We start from the raw sequence: 17,991 nt of genomic DNA, 5'->3' as shown, positions 1-17,991 counted from the left end.
GCAAATTACTAGGATCCCCCATGTTAAGTTACCGCCATGGTTATCACGCTGGCAATTATGCCGATGTGTTGAAACACGCCATCTTGCTTCAAACCTTGCAGCTGATGCACAAGAAAGACAAACCACTCGTGTATATCGATACCCATGCGGGTGCGGGTGGTTATGCTTTAAGCGATGAATTTGCACAAAAAACCGGTGAATACCTCGAAGGTGTAGCTAAGCTTTGGGATAAAACTGATCTGCCGCAATCGCTGCAGGACTATGTCGCCGCTGTACGTCATTTTAATGAAGAAAATCCTGACGAACTCAACTTCTACCCAGGTTCGCCCGCCATTATAGATATGGAATTAGGGCCTAAAGATCGCATGGTACTGCACGAGCTGCACAGCACTGATTATGTGTTGCTGGACGATTATTTTTGCGAAGACAGACAAGTTAAAGTAATCAAAGGTGATGGTTTAAAAGGCCTTATCGCCGCAGTGCCACCCTTAGAGCGCCGCGCTCTGGTGCTTGTCGATCCTAGCTACGAGATGAAAACCGATTACCAAGATGTAGCCGAAACCCTGATCAAAGCGCATAAACGTTTTGCTACGGGCGTGTTTATGCTCTGGTATCCCGTGGTAAATCGCGCTCAGACCGAAGGCATGTTATCGCGTCTCGCCAGCAGTGGCATTAAACGTCAGCTGAGAATTGAGCAGGCGATTAAACCCGATTCGGATGAGTTTGGCATGACAGCGGCAGGGTTATGGATCATTAATCCGCCTTGGCAGTTAGATGAAATCGCAACCGAATTAATGGATTACTTAGGTAAGACGCTCGGACAAGCGGACGGTAATATCACAGTAAAATGGGAAGTCGGCGAATAACCTTCTACTCAAATGGCGGCGATGATCTCAGGTTTTCGCCGCTTGATTTAAGTTCACAAAGTCCGCAGCTAAACGCCCTTCTGCTCGCGATAACGCTTCAATAGAATTTTAACACGCTCAACATAAGCTTGGGTTTCAGGATAGGGCGGAATGCCATTGTACTGCACCACAGTTGTCGGCCCCGCATTGTAGGCCGCGCAAGCCAAGGCCACATCCCCGTTAAACTGTTTTAGCATTTGCGCCAGATACTTACTGCCACCTAAGATATTTTCTTCGGGTAAAAACGCATTTGCTACACCCATTTCTTTGGCCGTTTCAGGCATTAATTGCATTAATCCCATCGCGCCAGTACGCGACAATGCACGCGCATTGAAGGCTGATTCTGCGTGGATCACGGCGCGGATCAAGGCGGGGTCGAGTTGATGTTTATGGGCAGCACGGGTGATCAGGGCATCGTAATTGGCGGTAAATAAACGGATACCATTCCAATCTATAGTCGAGTCGGGGCGACAGGCGAAACAGTCATACAACAGAATTTGATATGGGTTATTGGCAGGGGCTTTGTCGGTAAATACAGTGACACCATTGGCTTGTTGGTATTGATAAATCTTGAGTTTTTCTAAGCCTTCACGGCTGACTATGCCGCTCTCTGAATATCTGGCAACGATACGCGGCTTAGCTTTAACGCTCGCCTCCTCCGCTTTTATACTCGTCATCAGACTCGATATCAGCCATAAACACAGACCCAACACGGCAAGGCGGCGAGGCGATAAAAAGGCCGCTGCCATTTGTGTACGAGTCGGTGCTGAGCGAGTGAGCAACATCAAAGTCCCGTGTGCTGATTAAGTTTAAGTACTTCAATAATAGCAAAGAGTTGCTTCATCTCTCGGTTTATCTGACTAAATTCTGCTGAAAAGGTCGCGCCATTAAAAATGGACTGCATTTGAAAACGCGTTCTGCGATTTGGTAGGAACATAATCAACTTATTGCGAAAGAAAGCGCATTGAATATTTCCGCCAAAATGCTTAGCAAGTTCCTGTAAGCGCTCCATAAATGCCGTATTGAGCAAATAGCGAGACTCCACTTGATCCGTTGAAAACACGTCGAACTCTTTTTCAAATTGTGGATCTTCAAGTTTGACTCGTACTAGTCCAGCATGGCTGTCGGACAAGAAATTCGCTAAAGCACCGCGATCCCTCAGCACCACAGTGTGGCCGATAAACGCTTTATGGCTACTCAGCTCAACCACTAAGCCACTAAACTGGGTTTCGGTGCGGGTAACGGTTCTGCGCCTATTGGTGCTGGCATCCAGCTCTTCGACTTGCACATTTTTGGTCAAGGTGAGTTCATTTACAGTTAGCTCAACGCCTTTATAGCGGCCTTGAATATAGTCACCGAAGCTCACTTTGTCGTATTGCGGCAATACTTTAGCCGCAACGAGTCGATTCATATCGAGGCGCATTTCGCGGCTATAAACAAAATCATCACCGAAATATTTAAACATCAGTGGATAAATATCCCGTTGAACCAAATGTTTAAAATCTCGAGTCGGCGCAAAGCTCCACCAGCTCAACCCAACTAAGGCAAGCAAGGGTAAGGGTGGGAAATAAGCAACGCCGCTGTAATAGCCAATCACAGTGAGTAAGGTCAGCCCAAGTACTATCATCAAACTCAAATATAAACGTTTACGCGCCGCCTTAAGACAGGCCACGCGCTTAGTTTCATATTTACGACTAATGGGGGCTAGGTGTTCTTCGTAATACGCTTCGAGTTGAGGAAGTTCATCCAAATCCGCAGACAAACCAACATGACCCCGATAAGTCCGAATCGGGCTACCTAAAATAAAGGTGAAAATATTCATATTGATATCATAGTATTGCAGGGTGAACACTCACCCTGCACAACTAAGCTTACAAGTATTCGGCCGCATCTACGGGCGCTTTTGCCGCTTCGCTCACCTCATAGAATGGCATCACTTTAATGCTCGCCATAGAAGCGATAATCGAGCCAGGGAAGATTTCGACCGCAGTATTAAGCTCTGACACTGCCGAGTTATAGAAACGCCTCGCAGCGGAGATATGCGCTTCGACCTCGTTATAGGTCTGCATCGCCTGCAACATAGTGTTGTCGGACTTGAGCTCGGGATAGTTCTCCACATTCACCATTAAGGCACCCATTTTGTCGTTCAACCGCTCAGCCTGAACTAAATGCTCTTTAACGGCACTCGGATCGGCCTTGTTGTAATTATTGCTGAGCTGAGTGCGTAATTCGGTGATTTCTGTGAGCAGCGACTTTTCATGATCCATAAATCGTTTGGCGATTTTTAGAATATTAGGCACAAGATCGGCACGTTTGGTTAGCTGTACATCGATACCCGACAGGGCCTCGAGTGCAGTATTGCGCTTTTTGACTAGGCTGACGTACCAAAGATAGGTAACGATAAAAATCAGCGTTAATCCCAATAACAATTTTTCCATCTTCCATCCTTAGGTTTCTTATTCTTGTTAACAGGATACAGCTAATCATAAATGAGTGGAAATTTCACCTATGGCACAGGTTAAGACGATGAAATTATTCTCTGGTCAGAGCTGGCAATGGTGAAAGTGGTGATCTGGAGCTTCAACCACCAGCAAAACTCGCCTCTTTAGGCGGTAAACTGTGATCCGGCACATTAAAAAGCGCAATTAAAATATAAATTTAACGATATTCAGCTCCGATACAGCAAACAAGGTCTATAGTGTATTGGCACAACATTAGAGCATCCAATTTTGCTCGTGAATACTGGACTCCTCGAGAGTCCATTTTTTTATCCTATTTTTTCCTAACCGCTTCAATATCGCTCATCGCAACATTTAAGTTTCAATTAAAACTTAACAATCATACTTTCCGGCTAATTTTTTAACTTTTACCTTAGCTTTCACCCAGAGTATTTGCAGCCAGAGTAATCTCCCTCAGCCACGTCATCGGCCGTCGGCAACGCCTCGCGCCAGTTCTAGGGTAAAAGATAGTGCGCTGCGCAAAGGTCGACATAAAGGAAGAACGATGAGTTTCAATTCCGGCGATATCCCCCCAAAAAAGGCCTCGGAGCCAGATCCACAACATGGCGATATCAGCGCCAGTGGTTGGTTTGTGCGTTTTCTCAATATTGTTGAACGCTTAGGTAATCTTCTCCCCCACCCAATCACCCTATTCGCGCTGTTCTGTGTCGCTGTGGTCGTCATTTCAGGTATCGCGGGTTACTTTGGCCTGACCGTTGTTGACCCAAGACCTATTGGTTCCCACGGCCGCAGTGCCGATGGTTTAATCCATGTGGTAAGCCTAATGAACGCCGAAGGCTTGCGGATGATAGTCTCGCATCTGGTGACTAACTTTACTGGCTTTACGCCGCTTGGCACTGTGCTCGTCGCACTACTCGGCGTCGGGATTGCAGAACGTTCCGGCTTATTATCCGCCGCTATGCGCGCCTTAGTCATGGGCGCCTCAAAGCGATTGGTTACTGTGACCATAGTCTTTGCCGGCATTATGTCCAACACGGCCGCCGAGCTTGGCTATGTGGTATTGATCCCTATGGCAGCGATGATTTTCCACTCCCTTGGTCGCCATCCACTGGCGGGTTTGGCGGCAGCTTTTGCAGGGGTTTCAGGAGGCTATAGCGCTAACTTGTTACTGGGTACTGTCGATCCCTTATTATCTGGCATAACCGAAGCTGCGGCGCGCATGATAGATCCTGAGTACAACGTCGGCCCAGAAGTGAACTGGTACTTCATGTTTGTCTCCACCTTTGTGATCACTTTCCTTGGCGCCTTTGTTACCGAGAAAATCGTCGAGCCCAAGTTAGGCAAATACCAAGGTGATGATGCGGATGAAACCGTACTGCAATCGATGGAGAGCGTTAGTGAGATTGAAAAGCGTGGCTTAAAATGGGCTGGGTTATCTATGCTAGTGCTCGCCGTTATTTTAGCGCTTTCAGTCGTACCAGAAGGCGCGCCGCTGCGTCATCCAGAAACTGGACTTATCTCAGGTTCACCGTTCCTCAAGGGCATAGTCGCCTTCATCTTTATTTGTTTTGCCATACCGGGCTTTATTTACGGCAAAGTCGTGGGCAGCATCAAAAATGATAAAGATGTCATCAATGCCATGTCCCACAGCATGAGCACTATGGGCATGTATATCGTCCTCGTCTTCTTCGCCGCGCAGTTTGTCGCCTTCTTCAACTGGAGTAATTTAGGTGCGGTACTCGCAGTGTTAGGGGCCGATGGACTGCAATCCATAGGCTTGACTGGCCCTATTGTGTTCCTGTTCTTTATTATGCTTTGCGGCTTTATCAACTTGATGCTCGGCAGCGCCTCGGCGCAATGGGCCATTACCGCTCCTATTTTTGTGCCTATGCTGATGCTGGTCGGTTATGCGCCCGAAACGATTCAAGCGGCATACCGTATTGGGGACTCAGTGACTAACTTAGTCACGCCTATGATGAGCTACTTCGGTTTGATATTAGCGGTCGCCTGTCGTTACCAGAAAAACCTCGGTATAGGCACGCTGATCGCCACTATGCTGCCGTACACTCTGGTGTTTTTCGTGGGTTGGACAGCGTTCTTCTTCCTGTGGGTATTTGGTTTTGGTCTGCCCGTCGGGCCGGGCGCTGCAACTTACTACACGCCTTAATCGCAATAAAAAGGGCGTCGATGATCAAGTCGACGCCCTTGCTTTATCGGGTTGATCTACTAAAACCCGTAGATTTAGTCGTATAGCCATTCCATTAACAGACTGCAGATCATCAAAAAAAGACCGAGATTAAACACATAGGTTTGCAGTGTGGATTTTTCTGGCGTGTCTTTGGCTTGCGACACGATTTGGCTTACTGGCATAAAAAAGAATTGCGGTGCTAATCCCATTCCCACAAATAACACGCCAGCGCCAACACAACGGGTTAACTCGGGCACTGCAAGCGACTCTAAATAAAACGCATAAACGCCATAGGCCAAAAACGCCAGCGCGATACTATGGCATATCATCCCAACGATAAGTTGCTTAGCGGCAAGATTACCCCACGAAAACACCATGTCACCCCTATACTCAGCTTAACCAGAACTATTGATGCTATTGAGCGCGCAGTTTATCTCGCTTACGATGAATCTGCACCCACGCAAACCAACCAAATAAAATGCCGCTAATGGGATAAATATAGAGTGCCCTTTGCAGTTCCGCCCAGAATGGATCGCCCAAGATAAAATAATGGATTAAGGCGACCACGAGGGACGTCAGCATACCCCAGTAAAGTACGCCAAAGACCAAAATAAAGTACCACTTACCCTTAGCAAGTAGCGCATCTAGTTTTTGCAATTCCAATGCTGCATCATCCATGTTTCGTCCCCTTAACGGCCTAAGCACAATATGCCAGAACTCGCGCACAGTGCCTATCCATCTTTATAACTAACAGCATTTAAATAACAAAAAGCCCCGCAATTGCAGGGCTTTAGTTTAGAAACGACTGAGCTTACTCAGCTGAGCTTGGCTTCTCTTCCTTACCTTTCTTCTCACGCTTACTGAAGATACGCTCCACTATCACGAAGAATAATGGTACGAAGAAGATACCTAGGAAAGTCGAGCTCATCATACCGCCAAGTACCGCAGTACCGATGGCGTTTTGGCTACCAGAACCCACACCCGAGCTAATGGCTAACGGCACAACACCTAAACCAAAGGCAAGAGACGTCATCAGAATAGGACGCAAACGCACACGTACCGCATGCAAGGTCGCCTCGACTAAGCCTGAACCTTTCTCGTAGAACTCTTTCGCGAATTCCACAATCAAGATGGCATTCTTGGTTGCTAAGCCCACTGTGGTTAACAGCCCCACTTGGAAGAACACGTCGTTTGGCAAGCCGCGACCGTTCATTGCAACTAAGGCACCGATGATCCCGAGTGGCACCACCAGCACAACAGCAAACGGCACCGACCAGCTCTCATAGAGTGCCGCCAGTACGAGGAACACCACTAAGATCGACAGGGCATACAGCGCAGGCGCTTGGTTACCCGATAAACGCTCTTCGTACGATAAGCCGTTCCACTCAACACCAAAACCAGGAGGAAGCTGCTTAGCAAGGTCTTCCATGATTTCCATCGCCGCACCGGTACTGAACCCAGGAGCCGTAGCACCCTGAATGTTCATCGACGGTAAGCCGTTAAAGCGCTCTAGACGTGGTGAACCGAATTCCCATGTACCCGTCGCAAAGGCAGAGAATGGCACCATGTCACCCTTGTTGTTACGCACGTACCAAGAGTCTAAGTCTCCTGGTTGCATACGATACTGGGCATCACCTTGCACATACACTTTCTTCACGCGGCCGCGGTCAATAAAGTCGTTAACATAAGAACCACCCCAAGCCGTTGCAAGTACACTGTTCACATTGGTGATTTCAATGCCTAACGCGCTTAACTTAGCGTGATCTACATGTAATTGATAAATCGGCGCATCTTCTTGACCGTTAGGACGCACGCCCACCAGATTTGGATTCTGTGCCGCCATGCCCAGCAGTTGGTTACGTGCCGCCACTAACTTCTCGTGACCTTGGCTGTTCTTATCCTGCAAGTACATGTCGAAACCGTTCGCCGTACCCAACTCGATAACCGCAGGAGGCACGAAGGCGAAGACTAAGGCATCTTTCATCTGGCCGAACACACCCATGGCACGACCCGCAATAGACTTAACGTCCATGCCAGGCGCTTCACGCTCAGACCAATCCTTCAAGCCAACGAAGGCGATACCCATGTTTTGCCCTTGACCAGCAAAACTGAAGCCCGCCACGCTAAATACCGATCTCACGCCTTCTTCAGCCATAAAGTGATCAGAAACTTTCTCCAATACTTTTAGGGTGCTTTCTTGGGTTGAGTTAGTCGGCAAAATAGCTTGGGTAAACAAAATACCTTGGTCTTCGTCTGGCAAGAAGGCGGTAGGCATACGGATGAAGATCCAACCCACTGCAATGACCAGCACAACGTAAATCGTCATGACTCTGAAGCTGCGCTTGATGATACCAGCCACGCTCGACTCATAACGATTAGTCAGCTTGTCGAAAGTACGGTTAAACCAACCGAAGAAGCCTGTTTCTATGTGACCATGGCCCTTCTTGACTGGCTTGAGCATAGTCGCACACAGTGCTGGCGTTAAAATCAACGCCACCAGTACAGACAGCGCCATCGCAGAGACGATAGTGATCGAGAACTGACGGTAGATCACGCCCGTTGAACCAGACATAAATGCCATAGGTACAAACACAGCGGATAAGGTCAGACCAATACCGACTAAGGCACCGGTAATTTGGTCCATCGACTTACGCGTCGCTTCGAGTGGACTTAAGCCCTCTTCGGACATCACCCGCTCGACGTTTTCCACCACCACAATCGCATCGTCCACCAGCAAACCGATGGCGAGCACCATAGCGAACATGGTTAGGGTGTTAATCGAGAACCCTGCCATCGATAGAATCGCAAAGGTACCCAGCAATACCACAGGCACTGCAATAGTCGGGATCAAGGTTGCACGGAAGTTTTGCAGGAAGAGGTACATGATAACGAACACAAGTACGATAGCTTCAAGCAAGGTATGCACCACACCTTCGATAGATTGCTCAACGAAAGGAGTTGTATCGTATGGATAAACAACTTCTAATCCCTGCGGGAAGAAGGGCTTCATCTCATCGATTTTTTCACGGACTGCTGATGCTGTATCCAGCGCGTTAGCACCCGTTGCCAGTTTAATCGCTAACCCTGTTGCAGGTTGGCCATTATACAGTGACACCACGGCATAACTTTCAGAACCTAACTCAACTCGCGCCACATCACCGAGGAAGACATTTGCGCCTGAAATATCCGATTTAAGGATAATCTTGCGGAATTCTTCCGCCGTTTGTAAGCGGCTTTGCGCCGATACAGTCGCGTTCAGCTCTTGGCCAGCCACAGATGGCGCACCACCTAACTGTCCAGCGGAAACTTGAGCGTTTTGAGAACGAATCGCCGCAATAACATCTAAGCTAGTTAAGTTATATTGAGTCAACTTCAACGGATCTAGCCATATACGCATCGCATATTGGGCACCGAACAGCTGAATTTCACCTACACCAGGAACACGGCTCATAGGATCTTGGATGTTCGCACCAACATAGTCGGCGATATCGCCCTTATCTAACGAACCGTCGGTCGATACGAAGCCTAATACCATTAAGAAGCCTGAACTCGACTTGTTAACGTTAACCCCTTGCGACTGCACTTCTTGCGGTAACAGGGTCATAGCGCCCTGTAATTTGTTCTGAACTTGAACCTGTGCAATATCCGGATCGGCTTCGGCGTTGAAGGTTAAGGTAATAGACGCATTACCAAAACTATCACTGGTTGAGGAGATATAACGGAGGTGATCGATACCCGTCATACGTTGCTCAATCACCTGAGTCACAGAATCTTCAACGATCTTAGCGGAAGCGCCAGGATAGTTAGCACTGATCACCACGGTCGGTGGTGCAATGTTAGGATATTGAGACACTGGCAGCGAGCGGATCGAGAGGACCCCTGCCAGCATAATAATCAAGGCGATCACCCACGCAAAGATGGGGCGATCAATAAAAAAACGTGCCATAGCTATGCCCTATTGTGCTTGCGTTTCAGAAATAACTTTGGTGGTTACTGGAGCGCCTGGACGAATTTTCTGCAATCCTTCCACAATCAGTTTATCGCCCACAGCTAAACCAGAAGTGACTCGCCATTGGTTGTCAATCACTTCAGCGGTCGTCACAGTTTTCGCTTCGACTAAACCTTGGTCATTTACAACCATAGCCACTGCTTGACCCTTAGAGTTACGCGTGATGGCTTTTTGTGGAACCAAGATAGCCTGTGGATCGGTGCCCGCATTCAACATAGCGCGAACATACATACCAGGTAACAAGATACCTTCAGGGTTAGGGAATTCAGCGCGCAGAATGACTGAACCAGTGTTTGGGTCCACACTCACTTCGGCGAACTGCAACTTACCTAGATGGCTGTATTGAGTGCCATCTTCGAGCAACAACTGCACATCAGCATTTTCTGAAGCTTGTAGCTTACCTTGCTGCAACTTAGCTTTAAGACGTAACAACTGCGCACTCGATTGCGCGATATCCACATTGATAGGATCAAGTTGTTGAATCGTCGCCAGCGTTTGGCTTTGGTTCGCTGTCACTAACGCACCCGCAGTCACACTCGATTTACCGATACGACCAGAGATAGGCGCTAATACTTCAGTGTATTGCAGGTTGATTTTAGCTGTGTTGATCGCAGCTTCTGCCACTGTGACATTCGCTAATGCTTCTTTGTAAGCCGCTTCAGCTTCATCAAATTCTTGCTTACTGATGGCGTTGGTTTTCACCAGTTGCTGATAACGTGCCGCCTTAGCTTTTGCTGAGGCTAAACCCGCATTGGCTCTGGCTAAATCGGCATTGGCACTGACTAACGCAGCTTTGTAAGTTGAAGAGTCAATCTGATACAAGGATTCACCCTGTTTCACATTGCCGCCTTCAACAAAACTACGCTTAGTGATAATACCGTTAACCTGTGGACGCACTTCAGCCTCGAGGAAAGCTTTACTGCGCCCAGGTAATTCCACCTGAATCACTTGTGGCTGGGCAACAACATTAAGGATTCCCACTTCCATACTACGTGGGCCAGCGCCCGCCTGAGCTTTCTCTTCTTGAGGGCTGCAAGCTGCCATCCATAACGCCACGCTTATAACTGAGGCAAGTTTAATTGTCTGCCGCATGAGAACTCCTTCAAATATTAACTGCCCACATACCAGTACACTTATTGCGCTGACACGAGCCGTAATTGTAACTAAAATCAAATCCGTTATTTATCTCATAGCCTATATGAATCAACAAGGAAGATAACGAAACTAAATTGTAAACTAATGAAAATTTTCACTCATTCGGCATTACTATATTCATCGAATTGTTATTCGATTTAAGAATCCCGTTAACTTTGAGCAACATTGTTAGAGGGATATGCCGTAAAACACCCAATAAGCCTACTCCATATTGAATATGTTGCAAATCTGTTCATATTCTACACTTAGCGCAGGCCAAGGCACACAGCTCAACGGCGTTAGCTTAACCGCCACTTGTTGCAATAATTTGTACATAGAGACGAAAACACAGCGCTGCTGTTTTTACTCAGGCCACTCTCAGCATCTAGCCGTTAAAAACGACCCTATTCAAACTGATAATACCGAAAGAGAGTAAGCAAAGAATTGGCTTCAGACTGCCAGCGCGTAAAAAACATCATTTAGCGGATTAATGTGCAATTTGTTACCTCAAACCGCTTAATATGGCCGAAATGCGGTGCCAATGGTTTAAGTCAAACCCACAACAATAAAATTAACCGTCTCAAATCATACTGAGCGGGTTATTTTAGTGATTCCCCATAGGCGGAGCAAACCCGAAATCCAGTTTAATACCCCATTAAATGAAACTCAGACTCCCAAAAATAACACTTCTTTAATGACGAATATTGCTTACAAAGCTAAAAACTCCTCGCTTTAAAACGCATTTGTTCATATTCATTCACATATTTTCGTGATTGGTTCATTCCAAGCATCACGGCTATTCACAACTTATTTTTACGATAATGGTGCGCTAACAACTCCCAATATTTTGAAATAATTTTGAGATGATGATTATGAAGACTCGCACTACATTTTTGCTTAGCGGGGCGTTACTTTCCCTTGCTATGACTGTCCAAGCGGCCGATGACAACCAGCTCTTAGGCGGTACGATTAATGCCAATGTTAACTTTGCCTCCGATTATGTATTCCGCGGTGAATCTGAAACCTTAGATGGTGATATCCCCGTAGTGCAAGGCACCTTAAGTTGGAATCATAATGAAGGTTGGTATGCAGGGGTATTTAGCTCCAACATCAAGTTTGCCGATCCTAATTTAGAGATAGTTACCGCGCCTTTTATCGGCAAAGCTGGTGAATTTGGCGACTCAGGATTTACCTATGATGTAATGCTATTTTCATACCTCTACCCGGGTGCATCCTATTCAAATTACACAGAACTCTGGCTCAAAGTCGGCAAACAGTTTGGCCGTGCCAACCTGCAATTAGAAGTCACGCCCACAGTCGATGACTGGTTTGGAGTCGATGGCTGGCACGGCGTGAACTACGCCTTACATCCAAGCTATAACTTCGATAATGGCGTGAAAATCTCAGGCTCTGTCGGTTATCAAGACTTGAGCGGTGAGGGTGCCGAAGGTTGGGGGCACTGGAACTTAGGTCTAAGCAAAATGTTCTACGGGCTTAATTTTGATGTCCGTTACCACGGCAGTACAGTCGATACCGACCATAAAGTCTATGGTACTCAGACTGAAATCTTCGATGACAGATTTGTGGTTGGCATCAGCAAAAGTTTTTAAGTTTAGTTAGTCGCGTTTCCCGCTCATCCGCTGCTTCCCTGCGGCACTCCAGTGGCTTGATAAATAGAGCCTTGACCAGCCCCCGCGGCTGGTCTTTTTTATGTTGCGCTTACAAGTGCTAAATCTAAATATCCTAAATTCGATTATCCCCTACACTACAGGCCAAAATACGGCTGATGTCGGCCAAACAACGCCCTGATTCCTGTTGCCACTGATTAAATACAGCTTGTACTTGTTTAAGCGCTGTCTGCGACGTAAAACCCGCATCTACCAATTTGTGCGCTTTAAAATAGCCTTGCACATCATCGGTTAACAAAAAGGTATCTTTACCAATACCGCGCAGAAAATAAGGACCTGTGTTGCCGCCAAGTCGAGTACCACGTTTCTTCAACAGTGCCCATAAACCGATAATATCCTGCGTCGGCCAAGCGGCGATCAGCTGCGCCAAGCTGCCATGTTCGCGAGCAATATCGTGGATCATTAAAGCATTATCATAAATGGCTTGGGTCTTTTTTAAATGGCGGATCAGCGTCGCATCACTCGCCCGCGCTTGAATTTGCTCTGGAGATAACATCAAGACTTTATGCGGTTCAAACCCAAAGAATGACTTCTCATATTCAGGCCATTTATTAACAACTACCCGCCATACAAAACCACTTTGAAACACCTGACGGCTCATCGCTGACAATAATTCAGCATCACGATACTGGCGAATTTCATCATCGGACAGGCAGCCAGACAACAAGGCTTCGAGTCCCGCAGCCCCGCCTTTGCGCGCACTGGCTCTGGCATAAATAGATGAAAAACGCTCTAACTGGCTCATATTATTACCTTTAAAATGATTAAATCCCGACACTTTTGATATGTCGTTAATAATACCGATTTTTATCCTTGATGGATCATTTGGCTTTGCCGCTAAAAATTGTGCTTATCCCTGCATTTTTTAGAAAAACTCTTACAGCAAGCACCTTAATTACGACTAAAGTTAAGGCGTAAAGTCAGTAAAATTCAGGGTTTGGAGTTAGTGCCTATGGAGCTTTTTTATCACCCCTTATCACGCTATTCACAAAAGGTGCTGATCGCACTTTATGAAAAGCAGGCCAATTTCTACCCCAGAATCATAGATCTGCGCGACCCTTTTTCACGCAAGGAATTTCACCAAACCTATCCGCAGGCGAGAGTTCCCCTGCTCAAAACCCAGGATGATCAGTTGATCCCCGAGTCCAGCATTATTATCGAATACCTAGATAGGCATTTTAATAACAGTACCCAGTTGCTGCCCCAAGAACCGCAACGCAATTTACAGGTGCGTTTGTTCGATCGCATCATAGACAATGATATTAATAACCCATTATTTCAATTAGAAAAGTTAAAGCATATAGAAGACAGTAATGAATTCGAAATCAAACAATTAGAGAAACAACTACTGGTACAATTTCAACGCTTAGACACGCAACTCACGCAACACCATTGGGTTTGCGGCGACAGTTTTACCTTAGCCGACTGCGCCCTAATCCCTTGTTTAAGTTATAGCTTTCAACACTTAAATCTGTTGGATTTAGATGAGGTCGTGCGCTATTGGCAGCAGGCACAATTGCGTGGCGCTTGGATGTTAGTACAAGAAGAGGTGTTGCTGGCTGAAATGGAGGAAACGGCGGGAATAAGAGGCATACCTTAGCGGGTAAGTCATGCCTCAACAAGATCACATATTGCGTTCTTTCTTCAACTGCAAAAACGCTTTCCACTTCACGACTTCGGGCGGCAACTCAGGTACAGCATCGGTATAACCCGCCTCTTTCACTAAAAAATCGAGCGGCACTTGCTTACCTTTGCACACGAACACGCCGCGCACATGCACGATACAATGCAGGCCACGTTCGCTCACAAAGCGTTGTTCAATATAGAAATATTTCTCATCCCAACCGACGACTTTGGTTTCAATTTCAAAGGTTTTTAGCGGCTTGATATCGCGAATATAGGTAAATTCGGCAGCGTTAACTATCGGCATCCACTTCAACTTTAAGAAACGTTTCAGCAGACCCATCTCGGCCAACATATAAGTCCGCGCTAGATCCATAAACGCGGGATAGCGGGAGTTAGTCAGATGGAAATTGATATCGCAATCACTCGGTAAAGCACGATACGTGATACGGCTTGTCCCTAAAAAATCGATCTTACGGCAGTGACGCGTGCGCCAAAATAACAACCAAAACAAACGAAAATACAGATTCATAACGAGTCGCCCTTGGAATAAGAGCCACAGGCTAACAGAGGTCATACCACAGGGCAAGCGGGATCTATGTCACAAAAAAGGCGTCAGATGACGCCTTTTTATCGTTTAGCAAAACTAAATGCTCAGAGAAAATCAGCCCGTTATAATGGGCTGATTTATCAAGGTGAACAATTGCTTATCTAGCTTATGCCGCAATGCCCGAATGTCTTAACAGGGCATCGATATTCGGCTCACGTCCCATAAACTGTTTGAACAAGTCCATAGGTTCGGCTGAGCCACCCATTTCGAGGATATTGTGCAGGAAGCGACGACCCGTTTCAGGGTTGAAAATCCCTTCCTCTTCGAAGCGGGAAAACGCATCCGCCGACAGCACTTCTGCCCATTTATAGCTGTAATAACCCGCAGCATAACCGCCCGCAAAAATGTGGGCAAAACCATGTTGGAAACGGTTAAAATCCGGCGGTGTTAATACGGCCACCTGACGACGCACTTCGTCTAAGGTTTCTTGAATGCGCGCGCCTTTAGCTGGGTCGTATTCGTGGTGCATTCTAAAATCGAACAACGAGAACTCGAGTTGGCGCAGCATCATCATGCCAGACTGGAAGTTTTTCGCCGCCAGCATTTTATCTAACAAGGCTTTAGGTAATGGCTCGCCCGTTTCGAAGTGGCCAGAAATTTCGGCTAATGCTTCTTCCTGCCAACACCAGTTTTCCATAAATTGACTTGGTAACTCGACCGCATCCCAAGGCACACCATTGATACCCGACACGCCTGCAACATCGATTTTGGTCAGCATGTGGTGGATACCATGGCCAAATTCGTGGAACAGGGTTGTCACTTCATCATGGGTAAACAGCGCAGGTTTGCCATCGACCGGACCATTAAAGTTACAGGTCAAATAAGCCACTGGCTTTTGTAATCCATTGGCGGTTTGACGGCGCACACGGCAGTCATCCATCCAAGCACCACCACGTTTACCTGTGCGGGCATATAAATCAAGGTAGAAACTGCCTCTGTGTTCGTCAGTTTCGTCGAAAATATCGAAGAAACGCACGTCTTTATGCCAACGGTCAAAATCCTTTTGCTCAAGGATTTTAAGGCCGAACAAACGCGATACAGTGTAGAACAAACCCGAGAGCACTTTATCTTCGGGGAAATACGGACGCAGGATTTCCTGTGAAATCTCATACTTATGCTGCTGCAACTTCTCAGCATAGAAACTTAAGTCCCAAGAGGCCATTTCAGTCACGCCATATTCGGCCTCGGCAAACGCTCTCAGCTCAGCCAGTTCTGCCTTAGCTTGATCCTTTGAGCGCAGCGCTAATTCATTTAAAAATGCCATCACCTGCGCCGGCGTTTCAGCCATTTTCGTCGCTAGGGATTTGTCAGCAAAACTGTCAAAACCGAGTAACAATGCGAGTTCGTGGCGCAAAGCAAGAATTTCGTCCATCAGCGGGCTGTTATCAAACTCTCCGGCATTGGGACCTTGATCTGAAGCGCGAGTGACAAACGCACGGTAGCATTCTTCCCGAAGACTGCGGTTTTCGCTGTAGGTCATGACGGGTAGATAAGATGGAAAATCTAAGGTAAATAACCAACCTTCTAGCTCACGCGACTGCGCCATCGCTTTAGCGGCGGCTTTGGCAGACTCAGGCAAACCAGCAAGCTCAGCTTCATCTGTGATCAACTTAGTCCAAGCTTGCGTCGCATCCAGTAATTGATTAGAAAAACCACTGGTGAGTTCAGAAAGACGTTTTACAATCTCGCCATAACGCACTTTTTGCGCGTCATCTAAGCCAATACCCGATAGTTCAAAGTCGCGCAGGCTGTGCTCTATCACCATCTGCTGCGCTTGGCTCAATTGTGCAAATTCATTGGATGCTCGCAGCGCTTTATAGGCTTGATACAAACCTTGGTGTTGGCCAACGTAAGTGCCGTATTCCGATAAAAGAGGTAAACAAGCATCATGGGCGGCACGCCACTCATCTGTGCTAGTCACTGAATTCATATGAGAAACGGGCGACCAAATTTGGCTTAGCTCATCGTCAACCTGTTCTAATGGCGCGACCAAGTTGTCCCACGTAAAAGGACCTTGGTTCTGCAGCACTTCATCAATCTTAGTGCGGCACTGAGCAATGGCATGCTCAACGGCGACTTGAATATGTTCCGGTTTAATCTGTGAAAAAAGCGGTAATTTTGCGCCGCTAAGCAAAGGGTTGCTCATATTGACTCCTCAACAATCTGTATCTGTTATAAATAAGGGCTAATGGCCTATTTATCAAGGCGAGAAAACCGATTGTCCCCTTCGAACGCCTTACTTAACCCTATTTCCCTTGAAAAAAAGTGAACTAGTTCGCATTTAGGATTTACGTTTTATTTACCTACGCATTGTTGCAACCTCGATCGCAAATCGAATCAATTCGCATTAATGTTTGTATGTGAGCAAGGTATTATCTGCATAACTAACGTACCTCGACCAAAATCAGCAAAAATATGGCAACACACTCAGTGAAACTTATCGCCAGCGTCCTCTGCACATTAGGGATCAACTGCCTTAGTCACAACGCAGTTGCTAATGAGAGCCTAGAACAAGTCGATAGTATTTCAAACACCATATTAGCCCGCCAGATAACAGAACCTTTGGCGGTGACGCTGGATTTAGGTTGGGACAGCAAATATGTCTCACAGGGTCGCAATAATCTGCAAGATGGCGGCATCTATTGGCTGAATACCGCAGTCCAGCAAGACAATATCACCGCCTACGCTTTAGTTGGCCGCGGTGATAGCCAAGCCTACACTGAGTGGAATATCGGCCTTGAATATGGGTTCGATGTGGCCGAAAACCTAGAGGCTAATGTGGGTTATCAACGCATTGAAGGCTACAGCAATAGCCGTTGCCACGATAACGAGCTATTTGCCGAACTCGCTTACACAGCTGAACCTTGGCTAGTACCATCGGCAAGTTATGTCTATTCCACCGAGGCTGCGGGTTACTTTGTTGAAGTGAGTTTACACAGCTATTGGCATGTCACAGATCAGCTCAGCCTCACGCCATACATCACTCAAGGGTTTGATTTTAAATACCGCACAGAAGAACACGATGGCCGCAATAACTTGCAATTTGGCCTCGAAGCCAGTTATCAGCTGTCATCCTACATGAGTATCGATGGTCACATCAGCCACAGCATTGCCCAAGGAGATATTGAGCAAGAAGCGACTGCGAATGGCGATATGAGTTCGCAAGATGAGACCTATGCCGGCATCCACTTTGCGATGACGTTTTAACTCCATTCTTAGCGCCGTGGTTTTTAGCTCAGTGTTTTGTAGCGCCGTATTACAACCTTCCTCTGTCAATTTATCCCGCTCCATTTGGCAAAATAACGCTCACTAACTACACTCAAAACGTCGACGGAACGACTCACCATTCATATCGATTTTGCCGAGGAACAGGGA

15 protein-coding genes are annotated in these 17,991 nt (G+C 46.9%); 5 read left to right on the top strand and 10 right to left on the bottom strand.

Going from position 1 to position 17,991, the window contains the following annotated elements; genetic code table 11:
• Window positions 1-20 precede the first annotated feature (20 nt).
• Entirely contained in the window at window positions 21-866 is an 846-nt protein-coding gene (locus Q4Q46_RS05580; RefSeq protein ID WP_006079458.1) for a 23S rRNA (adenine(2030)-N(6))-methyltransferase RlmJ, read from the top strand.
• Window positions 867-934: 68 nt separating this feature from the next.
• On the opposite strand, the gene Q4Q46_RS05575 is transcribed toward Q4Q46_RS05580, so the two are convergent.
• From Q4Q46_RS05575 to Q4Q46_RS05565, 3 genes are read right to left on the bottom strand one after another with little or no spacing between them, the layout of a single operon-like run.
• Window positions 935-1,690 carry a lytic transglycosylase domain-containing protein gene (locus tag Q4Q46_RS05575; RefSeq protein WP_259582098.1) on the bottom strand — a complete coding sequence of 252 codons (756 nt, stop codon included), beginning with the start codon at window positions 1,688-1,690 and terminating at the stop codon, window positions 935-937.
• Window positions 1,690-2,727: a DUF3137 domain-containing protein gene (locus Q4Q46_RS05570; RefSeq protein WP_311905448.1), complete on the bottom strand. Its 1,038-nt coding sequence runs from the start codon at window positions 2,725-2,727 to the stop codon at window positions 1,690-1,692. The genes Q4Q46_RS05575 and Q4Q46_RS05570 overlap by 1 nt, the downstream gene beginning before the upstream one ends.
• Before the next feature lie 49 nt (window positions 2,728-2,776).
• Window positions 2,777-3,343, bottom strand: coding sequence for a LemA family protein (locus tag Q4Q46_RS05565; protein ID WP_012197838.1), 567 nt, complete (start codon window positions 3,341-3,343; stop codon window positions 2,777-2,779).
• Window positions 3,344-3,908: 565 nt separating this feature from the next.
• Here Q4Q46_RS05565 and Q4Q46_RS05560 point away from each other — a divergent pair.
• Complete coding sequence (locus tag Q4Q46_RS05560; RefSeq protein ID WP_311905447.1) at window positions 3,909-5,531, top strand: AbgT family transporter; 1,623 nt, start codon at window positions 3,909-3,911, stop codon at window positions 5,529-5,531.
• 74 nt (window positions 5,532-5,605) lie between these two features.
• Here the strand turns inward: Q4Q46_RS05560 and Q4Q46_RS05555 are convergent, their stop codons facing one another.
• The 4 genes from Q4Q46_RS05555 to Q4Q46_RS05540 all read right to left on the bottom strand — a co-directional run bounded on the left by Q4Q46_RS05555 (window position 5,606) and on the right by Q4Q46_RS05540 (window position 10,653).
• Window positions 5,606-5,929 (bottom strand): hypothetical protein, encoded by a 324-nt coding sequence (locus tag Q4Q46_RS05555; protein ID WP_063882129.1) that lies wholly within the window; start codon window positions 5,927-5,929, stop codon window positions 5,606-5,608.
• Between the two features lie 37 nt (window positions 5,930-5,966).
• On the bottom strand, window positions 5,967-6,230 hold the full coding sequence (locus Q4Q46_RS05550; RefSeq protein WP_063882126.1) for a hypothetical protein: 264 nt from the start codon (window positions 6,228-6,230) through the stop codon (window positions 5,967-5,969).
• Window positions 6,231-6,363: 133 nt separating this feature from the next.
• Window positions 6,364-9,498 (bottom strand): efflux RND transporter permease subunit, encoded by a 3,135-nt coding sequence (locus Q4Q46_RS05545; protein WP_311905446.1) that lies wholly within the window; start codon window positions 9,496-9,498, stop codon window positions 6,364-6,366.
• A 9-nt stretch (window positions 9,499-9,507) separates the two neighbouring features.
• Complete coding sequence (locus Q4Q46_RS05540; RefSeq protein ID WP_311905445.1) at window positions 9,508-10,653, bottom strand: efflux RND transporter periplasmic adaptor subunit; 1,146 nt, start codon at window positions 10,651-10,653, stop codon at window positions 9,508-9,510.
• Window positions 10,654-11,558: 905 nt separating this feature from the next.
• On the opposite strand from Q4Q46_RS05540, the gene Q4Q46_RS05535 reads away from it, so the two are divergent.
• Entirely contained in the window at window positions 11,559-12,305 is a 747-nt protein-coding gene (locus tag Q4Q46_RS05535; RefSeq protein WP_106648956.1) for a TorF family putative porin, read from the top strand.
• 133 nt (window positions 12,306-12,438) lie between these two features.
• Here the strand turns inward: Q4Q46_RS05535 and Q4Q46_RS05530 are convergent, their stop codons facing one another.
• Entirely contained in the window at window positions 12,439-13,128 is a 690-nt protein-coding gene (locus Q4Q46_RS05530) for a DNA-3-methyladenine glycosylase I (RefSeq protein ID WP_311905444.1), read from the bottom strand.
• 207 nt (window positions 13,129-13,335) lie between these two features.
• Here Q4Q46_RS05530 and Q4Q46_RS05525 point away from each other — a divergent pair, with 207 nt between their 5' ends.
• Window positions 13,336-13,983 carry a glutathione S-transferase family protein gene (locus Q4Q46_RS05525; RefSeq protein WP_311905443.1) on the top strand — a complete coding sequence of 216 codons (648 nt, stop codon included), beginning with the start codon at window positions 13,336-13,338 and terminating at the stop codon, window positions 13,981-13,983.
• A 24-nt stretch (window positions 13,984-14,007) separates the two neighbouring features.
• Here Q4Q46_RS05525 and Q4Q46_RS05520 read toward each other — a convergent pair whose 3' ends face one another.
• Both Q4Q46_RS05520 and prlC read right to left on the bottom strand, forming a co-directional pair.
• A complete protein-coding gene (locus Q4Q46_RS05520) occupies window positions 14,008-14,538 on the bottom strand; it encodes a thioesterase family protein (RefSeq protein ID WP_311905442.1) in 531 nt (176 codons plus the stop codon).
• Window positions 14,539-14,722: 184 nt separating this feature from the next.
• A complete protein-coding gene (prlC, locus tag Q4Q46_RS05515) occupies window positions 14,723-16,762 on the bottom strand; it encodes an oligopeptidase A (RefSeq protein WP_105250706.1) in 2,040 nt (679 codons plus the stop codon).
• Window positions 16,763-17,031: 269 nt separating this feature from the next.
• Here prlC and Q4Q46_RS05510 point away from each other — a divergent pair, with 269 nt between their 5' ends.
• Window positions 17,032-17,823, top strand: a complete 792-nt coding sequence (locus tag Q4Q46_RS05510; RefSeq protein ID WP_311905441.1) for a hypothetical protein — start codon at window positions 17,032-17,034, stop codon at window positions 17,821-17,823.
• Window positions 17,824-17,991 lie beyond the last annotated feature (168 nt).

It is taken from the genome of Shewanella vaxholmensis, assembly GCF_031932135.1.
Taxonomy (GTDB): Bacteria; Pseudomonadota; Gammaproteobacteria; order Enterobacterales; family Shewanellaceae; genus Shewanella; species Shewanella hafniensis.
The sequence above is the reverse complement of the archived record's forward strand: the minus strand, read 5'-3'. Positions and strand labels throughout refer to the sequence as shown.

Excerpts from the sequence above, each read along its gene's own strand:
- Q4Q46_RS05550 (WP_063882126.1), bottom strand. The coding sequence starts at position 6,230 with ATGGATGATGCAGCATTGGAATTGCAAAAACTAGATGCGCTACTTGCT.
- Q4Q46_RS05520 (WP_311905442.1), bottom strand. The coding sequence starts at position 14,538 with ATGAATCTGTATTTTCGTTTGTTTTGGTTGTTATTTTGGCGCACGCGT.
- prlC (WP_105250706.1), bottom strand. The coding sequence starts at position 16,762 with ATGAGCAACCCTTTGCTTAGCGGCGCAAAATTACCGCTTTTTTCACAG.
- Q4Q46_RS05525 (WP_311905443.1), top strand. The coding sequence starts at position 13,336 with ATGGAGCTTTTTTATCACCCCTTATCACGCTATTCACAAAAGGTGCTG.
- Q4Q46_RS05510 (WP_311905441.1), top strand. The coding sequence starts at position 17,032 with ATGGCAACACACTCAGTGAAACTTATCGCCAGCGTCCTCTGCACATTA.
- Q4Q46_RS05580 (WP_006079458.1), top strand. The coding sequence starts at position 21 with ATGTTAAGTTACCGCCATGGTTATCACGCTGGCAATTATGCCGATGTG.
- Q4Q46_RS05565 (WP_012197838.1), bottom strand. The coding sequence starts at position 3,343 with ATGGAAAAATTGTTATTGGGATTAACGCTGATTTTTATCGTTACCTAT.
- Q4Q46_RS05575 (WP_259582098.1), bottom strand. The coding sequence starts at position 1,690 with ATGTTGCTCACTCGCTCAGCACCGACTCGTACACAAATGGCAGCGGCC.
- Q4Q46_RS05560 (WP_311905447.1), top strand. The coding sequence starts at position 3,909 with ATGAGTTTCAATTCCGGCGATATCCCCCCAAAAAAGGCCTCGGAGCCA.
- Q4Q46_RS05540 (WP_311905445.1), bottom strand. The coding sequence starts at position 10,653 with ATGCGGCAGACAATTAAACTTGCCTCAGTTATAAGCGTGGCGTTATGG.
- Q4Q46_RS05530 (WP_311905444.1), bottom strand. The coding sequence starts at position 13,128 with ATGAGCCAGTTAGAGCGTTTTTCATCTATTTATGCCAGAGCCAGTGCG.
- Q4Q46_RS05555 (WP_063882129.1), bottom strand. The coding sequence starts at position 5,929 with ATGGTGTTTTCGTGGGGTAATCTTGCCGCTAAGCAACTTATCGTTGGG.
- Q4Q46_RS05545 (WP_311905446.1), bottom strand. The coding sequence starts at position 9,498 with ATGGCACGTTTTTTTATTGATCGCCCCATCTTTGCGTGGGTGATCGCC.
- Q4Q46_RS05535 (WP_106648956.1), top strand. The coding sequence starts at position 11,559 with ATGATGATTATGAAGACTCGCACTACATTTTTGCTTAGCGGGGCGTTA.
- Q4Q46_RS05570 (WP_311905448.1), bottom strand. The coding sequence starts at position 2,727 with ATGAATATTTTCACCTTTATTTTAGGTAGCCCGATTCGGACTTATCGG.